The following is a 10,106-nucleotide window of genomic DNA, read 5'->3' as shown; positions in this document are numbered from 1 at the left end:
GCACCAGTTCGTGCGAGATGCGGCCCATGTTGTAGTGCTTTTTGACGGTGCCAGTGCCGTCAGGGTGCACGGTGACTTCCGGCAGGTGGCCGTAGTGATAAGGGTTGGCCTTGGTTTCGTCGCCGTAGACGTTCTTGCTGAACTTCCTGAACTGCGAGCTCTCGGCGGCAAACGGTGCGTCGGGTTCGTACTCTTCACTGGAGAGATGGGTGTTCCACGGCGACAGGCTGGCGCCGCAGGTGATCCACAGGCCGTGCGCCCTGGACATGTCCACGTTGTAGTACTTCACGAGGCTGAGCTTGCCGGTCGATGGGTCCTGGTCCAGCGTGAGCACGGCGATGGGTGAAGGCAGGTTGCCGTAGGCGTCGGCGCCGGCCTGGTCGCGCGTGGTGTATTCAAACTGCACCACGGCAAACACTGCTTTGCCTTTGACGCCCGGTACGCTGGCATTGGCCAGGCCCAGCAGCGAGGTGCCATCGGGCCCGTCCGAGAAGATCTGGCGCTCCTTGCCGGGCACCGAACGGTCGATGATGGGCCGGTTGTTGATGTCCACATAGCCGCCGGCCAGGATCGTGCCGCCTTTGCCGTCTGGCACCATGTCGCCGGTCACAAAGAAAGGCTGGTAGGCGAGCCTGTAGCTCTGCGTGCTGTTGTCCTTGAGCTGCACCTGCAGGCTGGAGCCGACGGTGGTGGTGGCCATGGCCGCCGCGTTGGCAAGCGTTGGGGCAGCCATGGAAGTGAAACTGGAAGACAGGTAATTGCCCGCTGCGGCGGGGCCGCTACCGGTGGCGCAACCCGACAGCAGGGTGCTGGAAGCCAGGGCTCCCAGCGGCAGCATGGGTGCGGTGGCCAGGAACTTCAGGGCGGTGCGGCGGGACGGGAGGGCGGGGGTGGCCAGGTCGGACATTGTTATGGGTTCCAGTGTTTCAGGTGGGGAGAGAATCGCGGAGCCGCGGCCTAGTTCACGCTCCGGCGGAGGGGCGTGGTCGTGCTGCGCTGCGGGAATCTTAGGAAGCTTGTGTGACAGTTTCTTGAAACCGAACTGCCACAGAAGGCCCCGGCCAGCGAAGGCGCCCGTGGATTAACCACGCATGGGGTACTTGAATATCAAGGGGCGCGCCGCAAGCTGGACGGATGCGGGCCAAAATCGGCCAGCGCAGAACAACCCTAAAGGCCGACCCCATGACCACCCAACTCAAGATTGATTTTGTGTCCGACGTTTCCTGCCCCTGGTGCGTGATCGGACTGAAGGCGCTGGACCAGGCGCTGGACCGGGTGGGCGGCGACATCCAGGCGGAGCTGCATTTCCAGCCCTTTGAGCTCAACCCCAAGATGGCGCCAGAAGGCCAGGAAATTACCGAGCACATCACCGAAAAATACGGCATCACACCCGCGCAGGCCCAGGCCAACCGCGAGAACATCCGCGTGCGCGGTGCACAGCTCGGCTTCAAGTTCAGCATGGCCGACGAACCCGGTGGCGGGCGCAGCCGCATCTACAACACCTTCGATGCGCACCGTTTGCTGCACTGGGCCGAGCTTGAAGGCGCGGACAAGCAGAAGGCGCTGAAGGAACTGCTGTTCAAGCGCTATTTCACCGACGGCCAGAGCCCCGCCTCGCAGGAAGTTCTGGCCAAAGCGGCTGCCGAGGCCGGCCTGGATGAAGCCCGGGCGCGGGAGGTACTGGCTTCCGATGAATACGCACGTGAGGTTCGCGAGCGCGAGCAGTTCTACCTGACGCAAGGGATCCACTCGGTGCCCGCCGTCATCATCAATGACCGCCACCTGATCTCCGGGGGGCAGCCTGTGGAAGTGTTTGAGCAGGCCTTGCGGCAGATTGCTGCGGGCGGTTAAAGGTTATGGGTCCGGCTGAAACCTGAATCAGCCAAATAAAGAAAGGGACGCCTGCAAGGCGTCCCTTTCTTTTTTAGGATGCAGATGGTTTATTTCTGCTGCTTGGTGGAAGAAGACGACCCGGACGACAAGCCGCTGCTGCTGCCTGAGCTGCCTTGGGCGCTTGAGCCCGAATTGCCGGAGTTGCCGCTACTGCTTAAGCTGCCAGCCTGCGAACCGGAGCCGAAAGACTCGGAGTTCTGGTTGCGTGAAGAGCTGTCCGCACTGCCGTAAGTCGAGCTCAAGCCGGAGCCGGAAGAACCCGTTGAGCCATAGCTGCTTTCAGAACCGGAACCTGAGCCCCGGCTGCCCTGCGACCCCTGTGAACCTTGCGAAGAGCGTTTGCTGCGYCAGCTGTTGAACTCGTCGGAGAACTTGCCGTAGCGCTCCTTGCGCCAGTCGTCATAGTCCTGGTCCAGGTTGCGCAGCTGTTCGCTGCGCCACTGGTGGTAGTCGGGGTCCCAGTGGCCTCCGTGGCTGCCCTGGCCGCTGTGCTGCCCGTACTGGCTGCCCGACTGGCCGTATCCGCTACCGCCGTATGAGCCGGACTGCCCGCCACCGTGTTGGCCGGACTGGCCCCAGCCGCCTGATTGCCCGCCATAAGATCCGCCTCCGCGGCCCTGGTCATAGCCGTACTGGCCACCCGAGCTGGAACCGTAGCCGCGGTTGCCGCCGTAGTCCTGGCCGCCGCCAAAATCGTTCTGGCTGCCATAGCCCTGGCCGCCGCCATAGTTGCCATAGTTGCCATAGCCCTGACTGCCGCCGTAGCCACCCCTGCTTGCGTACCCCTGGTTACCGCCGCCGTAGCCGCCTTGGTTCCCTTGACTGCCGTAGGTCTGGCCACCACCGCCATAACCCTGGCCGCCTCCCTGGACGCCCTGGTAGTCCGACCCGCCGGCGCCGCGTCCGTAGGAAGAGGCGTTATCCGCCCCGTAACCGCCGCCGTAGCCGCTGCTGAAACCGCCGCCATAATTTCCATAACCCCCGTATTGCTGCGAACCGGGCTGGCTGAATTGCTCTTGCTGGCCGCTGCGCCCACCACGGTCGGAGCCGTAGTCGCGGCTGCCGTAGCCGCCTTGTTGCTGGTCTTCACCGCCGCGCCAATCCCTGCGGCCCTGGTCTTCATAGTCACGTGAACGCATATCGAGCTCCTTTTAAAAACAGATTTCAAAGTACGGATTTCTCTTCCTGGCTCCTCTGGAAACAGGAACACAGGTCTTGATTTAGCGGCGGCAGCGGTGCGCGATTTGTCAGACCTGCGCCAAGTCGGTGTAGGACAAACCAAGCACCCCCGCGCTGCCGCGGCCTGCGCAGCAAGACCCCCGACTGCGTTGAAATGGGTGTCGTCGCCGGCGGATGGATGCCTGCACTTTTCAAGGAGAACCCATGCCTTACGAACTTCATTACTGGCCCAGCATTCAGGGGCGCGGCGAATTTGCGCGGCTGGCGCTGGAGGCCGCGGGGGCCGACTACGTGGACGTTGCGCGCGGCTGCGAGGAAGACGGCCAGGGCATACCCGCCATGACACATTTCATGGAAAGCGGCGGTGTGCAGCATCCGCCCTTCGCGCCGCCATTCCTGGTGGATGGCAAGACCATCGTCGGGCAGTCGGCTGCCATCCTGCTCTACCTGGGCCCGCGCCTGGGCCTGGTCGGGAAAAGCGAAACGGCCCGCCTCTGGACCCACCAGATCCAGCTGACGATCGCCGACGTCGTGGCCGAGGCGCATGACTCACATCATCCGGTGGGGACGGGCCTCTATTACGAAGACCAGAAGAAGGAAGCACTCAGGCGCGCGAAAGAGTTCAGGACGGCGCGCATCAAAAAATTCCTGGCCTGGTTTGAAACAGTGCTCGAGCGAAACCCACGCGGCAGCACGCACCTGGTGGGTGGCCGGCTCAGCTATGCCGACCTGTCCCTGTTCCAGCTGGTGGAGGGGCTGCTGTACGCGTTTCCAAAGGCCACCCGCCGCGCCCTGAAAAACGTGCCGCACGTTGCGGCCCTGCACGGCAGCGTGGCTCAGCACCGGCGCGTGGCAGCCTACCTCGCGAGCGAGCGGCGCATTCCTTTCAATGAGGACGGCATCTTCCGCCGCTATCCGGAGCTCGACGGCTGAGCCATGCCTTTGCGGGGGCAACGCGGCCAGCTTCGACGCTCCTGTTTTGATAGCTGCTCGCGCTTGTCCAGAAAGGATGAGCGGCTGATCAATGCCGGTTTTTGTGGTGCGTCAGCAGCGCAAACGTGCGCGGCTTTCTCCTACAACAGCGGCTGTGCTTGCCTGACCGCACGCAAAACCGCCGGGTTGCACCATCAATTTACGTGTCCGGCAATCACCTGCCTTCAACGTGGCAGCTGGGCAATTTTCAACTCTCAACAAGGAGCACACCATGGCAAAAGAACAGCACGACCAGAATCTTGACCCGATCAGCAAGGAGCCGGGAGCCCACCCCATCGGAACCGGATTGGGCGCTGCGGCCGGCGGCATTGCCGCGGGTGCAGCCGCAGGAACGGTTGCCGGGCCGGTGGGCGCGGTAGTCGGCGGTGTTGCGGGCGCTGTGGCGGGTGGCCTCGGCGGCAAGGAAGCAGCCGAAGCGCTGGATCCCACGGCAGAAGAAGCTTACTGGAGGGACAACTACACCCGTGAGCCGTATTACGAAAACAGCCGCTCGTTTGACGACTACGCCCCTGCTTATCGCCTTGGTTTTCTCAGCCGGAACCGTTCCGCCGGAACGTTTGAGGAAAGGGAAAGCGACCTGCAATCGCAGTGGGACAGCTATAAGGAGCGGTCAACACTGAGCTGGCCGCAAGCCAGGTCTGCCAGCCGCGCGGCTTGGGACCGGGCCGGCAGGTACCAGCGCGGCGGTGTGGCCGGCACAGGCGCCGGTGGCGGGAGCGACACCCCCGCCAGAACCGTCGCAGCGGCGTCGGTTGACAACGATGAAGACGTCATTGAAGTGCTGAACGACCTGCTGGAGTCATGCCGCGACGGTGAATACGGCTTCCGTGAATGTGCTGAACACGCCAAGGCGCAGGACCTGAAAACCATCCTGCTGCGCCATGCCGACGAATGCCGTGCCGGCGGGCTGGAGCTGCAGACGCTGATACGCCAGCTGGGCGGCAAACCCGACGACGGCGGGTCCGTCAGCGGCGCATTGCATCGCGGCTGGGTCTCGGTGCGGGCCACACTGAGCGGCTACAGCGACCAGGCAGTGCTCAACGAATGCGAACGCGGGGAAGACGCGGCGGTCGCACGCTACCGCAAGGCACTCAAGGCCAACCTGCCATCGTCCATCCGTGCGGTGGTGGAGCGCCAGGCCCAGGGCGCGCAGCGTAACCATGATCAGATCAAGGCATTGCGAGACACATTGAAGGCCAACTGATCGGCAATCCGCAAGTCATTTGTTTTTTGCCGGCACTCGAGGCTCGGCAAACCAGGGGGCGGCGTCAGCTGCCCCTTTTTTTTGAGGCTGCTGACGCGGCGCCGGCAGGACTAGTTGGTCAACCTGCCCGCGCAATCTACCTGCGCATCCAGCTGTTGTCCATTGCGCGAATAGTCCGCGTCGGTGACCTTGCATCCCGAGCGCAGTTCTATGGCCCGCAACAAGGCAGAGCGGGCTGAGGGACTGGAGATGGCATTGCTGCCCGCCGGCGATGGCGCGATGGCCGTCCAGGTGCCCGCCGTCAATTGGCTGATGAGGTAGGTCTGTCCTTCGACGCTGACGGGGTGTGAGGGAGGCTCAGCCGCGCGAGGGCCGGCACACCCGCCAAGGCAGAGGACGGCGCAAGCACACAGGCCGGCAACTCCAGCCTGATGCGTACCGGACCAGCCCCTCATGTGAAGCGACCGTTCGGGCTCGTATGGCCTGCCGCAATGGAAGGCGTAGCGGCCGTGGTTTCAGCCTTGGGCTCGGGTACTTTGGGTGGCGCTTTGGGCGCCTTGCTATCAGGGCATCCCGAGAGGAAAAAGAGGGTTGCCAGGACAAAGGGAAGTTGCGTTTTCATGGGTTGTCTCCAGGCGCGTTCTTCAGCGCTACCTGAATAATAGGATGCGTGTGGCCGCGGGGCCACTCCTGGACCGCAAGTCGCGGCGAACACCTACATCCGGCGCGAAAGAGAGCTCGGCACCCCCATGCGCTGCAGCGCTTCGCTGAGGCTCCGCGCGGGGCCCTGGCCGCCAGGGACTTCGCATTGCTGCTGCGAAGGCAAGCGGGAGGAAGGACGCCGCGCCGAAAGTGCCGGCGATTGCGAAGCGGGCGGTACTGGATGGAACCGGTTTTCCGGCCGTGTTTCGGTTGATGCCTTGCTTTGCAACTCCGCCGCCAATCGCCGGCCTTCAGTCTGGAGGTAAAGCGTCAGGTCCATTTCATCGAGCTGCTGCATGGTGCATTTCCGGTGCTTGATATTCCGCAAAAAAATGGAGGCACAGGCCTCCATTTCATGACTGAACTACTTTCATAGCCGATCAGCTGTTGCTGCGGCCTTGCTGCTTGCTRCTGCCCGGGTTGCCGGAGCTCGCATCGCCCCTGTCACCCTGGTTGCGTGATTGTTGGGCACTGCCGTGCTGGTCTTGCCGCCCCGACTGGCTGCCGCCCTGATTGAGCTGGGCGTCGCTGGCCTTGTTGGCGTTCTGCCTGTCTTGCTGGCCGGGCTGGTTCTGGTTGCGCTGGCCTTGCTGTTGCTGCTCGTTCTGCGTGTTTTGCGACTGATTTTTCTTCGGATCGTTCTGGTTGGGTACCATGACTTTCTCCTTCAAAACGGGTTGGAATAAATGGGCTGATGCAGAGTTGCTGCCACAATTTCAATGTAATCCCCGGGCCTTCAGCACCCTGTCGGGCCACCGGCATTCGACCTGTAGGAACGGGACCACACGCTGCACAGTTGCCGGGGCGCTTTCGTGTTACTTCGCTGCCGGTGACGGCTTGAAACCCAGTTGCCTCATCGCAGYGGTCAGGCCGTTGCGTGAGGCTTCGTAGGCATCCCAGGGCTGGTTTCCCATGGCCAGGCGTCCCCCCAGGGTTTGCGCGGTCCAGTGGGCGCCGCTGGTCAGCGAGGCCAGTTCATCCCAATCGACAGGGACGGACACGCCGAGGCCCGGCCGGGCACGCACTGACCACGCCGAGACGGTGGTGGCGCCAAATCCATTGCGCAGGTAATCCGGAAAAATCTTGCCGACACGGTTTTTGGGACCACTCTTGGCGGCAAAGCGCTGGGGGATCACGGCAGCCAGATGCATCACGATGGCATGCGAAAAATCCTTCACGGTGTCGAAATCGTATTGCCGCTTGAGCGGCACCACCACGTGCAGGCCCTTGCCGCCGCTGGTTTTGAGGAAGCTCGCGAGCTTGAGTTCGTCAAGGAAGGCGCGCACCAGCTGCGCGGCCTCCTGAACCTGCGGCCAGGCGACGCCTTCACCTGGGTCCAGGTCAAAGGTCATGCGGTCCGGCTTGTTGATCGCGCGCGTCGTGGCGTTCCAGGTATGGAACTCGATCACATTTACCTGCGTAGCCGCCAGCAGGACGGCCGGGGAGGGGATTTCCAGCAGTGGGTCATGGTCCGGATCCAGCGCGGGGTCCAGCAGCTTGATGCCCGGGATCGACGTGGCTTCAGCGTGCTTCTGGAAAAACAGCTGTCCTGCGATGCCCGAGGGCGCGCGCACCAGTGAGGTCGGCCTGGCCTTGAGGTGCGGCATCATCAGCGCCGCCACCAGCGCGTAGTGCTCCACCATGTTTTGCTTGGTGAAGCCGGTGCTGCTGTCGATCACCCGGTTGGCGTGCGTGACCCGCAGGGACTTCAGTGCTGCGGGGGGCTTGGCCGGTATTTTTTCAGGTGTTTTAAGGCTTCCCCTGGCGCTGGGTTTTTCGGCGGAGGTTTTCTTGGCAGGGTTCACGGTGGTGCCTTTCTTGCCGCGCTCAAGGACGGCGGGCTTTTCACGGAAGATGTTGGTCGCAGGTTTGTCTGTGCGCAGGCCCTGGAACACCGAGTGCCGGATATGGCCGCCATGGGTCCATTCGCCAAAGGCTACTTCGGCCAGCAAAACAGGCTTGACCCACTGGCCCTTGAAGCCGGCGGGCAATGCGCTAAACGGGCTGCGATCGGCGTGGATTTTCTGCAGCCGTGCCTTGAGGTCGTTGAGTGTTTCGTCGTTAAAGCCGGTACCGACGTTGCCGGCGTACAAAAGCGCGCCTTCGTCATCATGCACGCCCAGCATCAACGCACCCAGGCCGGCGCGCGAACCCTTGGGCGCGGTGTAGCCGCCAATCACGAATTCCTGGCGCAACTGGGTCTTGAGTTTGATCCAGTCCGGTGAGCGGCGCGAGACATAGGCCGAGTCCACGCGCTTGCCGATCACGCCCTCCAGCCCGACCCGCCGGGCCGACTCTAGCAAGTCCTGCGGGGCGTCCTCAAACGCATCGCTGAAGTGAATGCTTTCCTGCGGGTTGCGGGTGATCAACGCGCAAAGGACTTCCCGGCGCTGGCCCAGCGGCAACTGGCGCAGGTCCAGCCCGTCAAAATAGGGAAGGTCAAACACGTAGTAGACGATGCGGGCCGTGCTGGCGTGGTCAAACGCGTTTTGCAGGGCGCCGAAGTCGGGCACGCCGCGATCATTCATCACGACGATTTCGCCGTCTACCCAGCCCGACGAAATTTCCAGCGCAGCCACAGCCTTCGCCAGTTTGGGCAGTTTGTCTGTCCAGTCATTGCCTTTGCGCGTGAAGAGACGAACTGAAGGGCCGTCGATACGGGCCAGCAACCGGTAACCGTCATATTTGATCTCGTAGGCCCAGCCTTGCGGGTCAACCGGAGGGCGTGCAACCAGGGTGGCCAGTTGCGGGGCCAGTATTTCCGGCAGCGCGGCTTCGACGGCGCCTTCAGGAATGGCCGGCGCTACCTGTTCCGGGTTCTCCCGTTCCGGCCGCGCGGATTTTTTTGCAGCCTTGCGTGTGGCCTTCCGTGGGGTCTCGCCGGTGGTCTTCCTGGCAGCGGTTGCTTTGGCGCCTACCTTGCGCGGCGTCTTGCCGACGCCCTGCGCCGTATCGCGCGGCAGCAGCTTGCCTGAGAGCACGCTGTTGGGCAGGGCCTCGCACACATCGAACTCGGCTTCCGGCCGGGCGTAGTCGTCGTGTTCCTTGATCAGCAGCCAAGGCTCCTGCTTCTCATCGCCGCGGCCGTGCATGCGCACCAGCGTCCAGCCGCCCTTGAGCTTTTCTCCATGCAGTTCAAACTTGAGCTTGCCGCTTTTAAGTCCTTTTACCGGGTCTCCGATCGGCGTCCACAAGCCCCGGTCCCAGACGATCACATCGCCGGCGCCGTACTGTTTGGCCGGGATGCTGCCTTCAAACCCGGCGTAGGAAATCGGATGGTCTTCTACATGCACCGCCATTCGCTTGACGCTTGGGTCCAGGCTGGGGCCCTTGGGAACGGCCCAGCTTTTGAGCGTGCCTTGCAGTTCCAGCCGGAAGTCATAGTGCAGGCGGCTCGCGTCGTGCTTCTGGATGACGAAGGTAAGCGCCTTGTCGGAGCGGGCGCCGCCTTTCGCGGGTTCCGGCGTGCGCGTGAAATCACGCTTGGCGCGGTAGTTTTTCAGCAGGTCGCGGGCGCCCATGGTTCGGCTTCAGTGGCCGAACTCAGGCCGCGCGCCGTTTTGCCGGCGCGTGCGGGGCTGATTTGGCGGCGGTTTTCTTTCGTGCGGGTGTTTTGGCTGACGCCTTGGTCTTGGGGGCGGCTTTGGCCTTGGGCGCATCGCCACCGCCTTTGCGCAGGCTGCGCTGCAGCAGCTCCGTCAGGTCGATGATCTTGGCGCCGGAGCGGGCTTCGGTCTCGTCGGATTCTTCCGGCTGAACCACGTTCTCGAGTTTGCCCTCTTTGGCCTTGCGCTCGACCAGCGCCATGATGTCGTCCTTGAAGGAATCGGTGAACTGCTCCGGGTCCCATTTGCCGGTCATGTCATCCACAAGCTGTTTGGCCATGGACAGTTCCTTGTCGGACAGCCCCGCGGCCTTGGCGCCCACGGGCGGGAGGTCGAGTTCATCGAGTGACCTGATATCGGTGCCCCAGCGCAGCAGGTTCAGGATCAGCGCCGACCCCGAAGGCACCAGCACCGCCAGGTGCTGCTTGGTCTGGATGATGACGCGCGCGATGCCCACGCGCTGTGTTTTCAGCAGGGTGTCGCGCAGCAGCGCGTAGACTTTCTGCCCCTTGTTGATGGGGGCGATGTAA

10 protein-coding genes are annotated in these 10,106 nt (G+C 63.1%); 3 read left to right on the top strand and 7 right to left on the bottom strand.

Annotated elements, in window-relative coordinates; all coding sequences use genetic code 11:
* On the bottom strand, nucleotides 1–907 hold a 907-nt coding region (locus AC1D0Z_RS11920), incomplete at its 3' end, for an alkaline phosphatase PhoX (protein WP_477658460.1).
* Between the two features lie 275 nt (nucleotides 908–1,182).
* On the opposite strand from AC1D0Z_RS11920, the gene AC1D0Z_RS11915 reads away from it, so the two are divergent.
* Entirely contained in the window at nucleotides 1,183–1,851 is a 669-nt protein-coding gene (locus AC1D0Z_RS11915; protein WP_477658459.1) for a DsbA family oxidoreductase, read from the top strand.
* Nucleotides 1,852–1,940: 89 nt separating this feature from the next.
* On the opposite strand, the gene AC1D0Z_RS11910 is transcribed toward AC1D0Z_RS11915, so the two are convergent.
* A complete protein-coding gene (locus AC1D0Z_RS11910) occupies nucleotides 1,941–3,032 on the bottom strand; it encodes a hypothetical protein (RefSeq protein WP_477658458.1) in 1,092 nt (363 codons plus the stop codon).
* 244 nt (nucleotides 3,033–3,276) lie between these two features.
* Between AC1D0Z_RS11910 and AC1D0Z_RS11905 the strand changes: the two genes are divergently transcribed.
* Both AC1D0Z_RS11905 and AC1D0Z_RS11900 read left to right on the top strand, forming a co-directional pair.
* Nucleotides 3,277–4,005, top strand: coding sequence for a glutathione S-transferase (locus AC1D0Z_RS11905; RefSeq protein WP_477658457.1), 729 nt, complete (start codon nucleotides 3,277–3,279; stop codon nucleotides 4,003–4,005).
* Nucleotides 4,006–4,276: 271 nt separating this feature from the next.
* Nucleotides 4,277–5,269 (top strand): ferritin-like domain-containing protein, encoded by a 993-nt coding sequence (locus AC1D0Z_RS11900; RefSeq protein WP_477658456.1) that lies wholly within the window; start codon nucleotides 4,277–4,279, stop codon nucleotides 5,267–5,269.
* A gap of 110 nt (nucleotides 5,270–5,379) precedes the next feature.
* Here the strand turns inward: AC1D0Z_RS11900 and AC1D0Z_RS11895 are convergent, their stop codons facing one another.
* From AC1D0Z_RS11895 to AC1D0Z_RS11875, 5 genes are all read right to left on the bottom strand, one after another.
* Entirely contained in the window at nucleotides 5,380–5,724 is a 345-nt protein-coding gene (locus AC1D0Z_RS11895) for a hypothetical protein (RefSeq protein ID WP_477658455.1), read from the bottom strand.
* Nucleotides 5,721–5,891, bottom strand: a complete 171-nt coding sequence (locus AC1D0Z_RS11890) for a hypothetical protein (protein ID WP_477658454.1) — start codon at nucleotides 5,889–5,891, stop codon at nucleotides 5,721–5,723. The genes AC1D0Z_RS11895 and AC1D0Z_RS11890 overlap by 4 nt, the downstream gene beginning before the upstream one ends.
* Nucleotides 5,892–6,351: 460 nt before the next feature.
* Nucleotides 6,352–6,627 (bottom strand): hypothetical protein, encoded by a 276-nt coding sequence (locus AC1D0Z_RS11885; protein WP_477658453.1) that lies wholly within the window; start codon nucleotides 6,625–6,627, stop codon nucleotides 6,352–6,354.
* A 159-nt stretch (nucleotides 6,628–6,786) separates the two neighbouring features.
* Nucleotides 6,787–9,492: a DNA ligase D gene (ligD, locus tag AC1D0Z_RS11880; protein ID WP_477658452.1), complete on the bottom strand. Its 2,706-nt coding sequence runs from the start codon at nucleotides 9,490–9,492 to the stop codon at nucleotides 6,787–6,789.
* Nucleotides 9,493–9,514: 22 nt separating this feature from the next.
* The coding region (locus AC1D0Z_RS11875) for a Ku protein (protein WP_477658451.1) at nucleotides 9,515–10,106 on the bottom strand (592 nt) is incomplete at its 5' end.

The sequence above is a fragment of the Polaromonas sp. P1_E3 genome, from assembly GCF_056405935.1.
This window is presented reverse-complemented; position numbering and strand designations above follow the sequence as displayed.

Bases quoted from the DNA above. Each gene is read 5' to 3' on its own strand.
- AC1D0Z_RS11895 (WP_477658455.1), bottom strand. From the start codon at position 5,724: ATGAGGGGCTGGTCCGGTACGCATCAGGCTGGAGTTGCCGGCCTGTGT.
- AC1D0Z_RS11900 (WP_477658456.1), top strand. From the start codon at position 4,277: ATGGCAAAAGAACAGCACGACCAGAATCTTGACCCGATCAGCAAGGAG.
- AC1D0Z_RS11905 (WP_477658457.1), top strand. From the start codon at position 3,277: ATGCCTTACGAACTTCATTACTGGCCCAGCATTCAGGGGCGCGGCGAA.
- AC1D0Z_RS11890 (WP_477658454.1), bottom strand. From the start codon at position 5,891: ATGAAAACGCAACTTCCCTTTGTCCTGGCAACCCTCTTTTTCCTCTCG.
- AC1D0Z_RS11915 (WP_477658459.1), top strand. From the start codon at position 1,183: ATGACCACCCAACTCAAGATTGATTTTGTGTCCGACGTTTCCTGCCCC.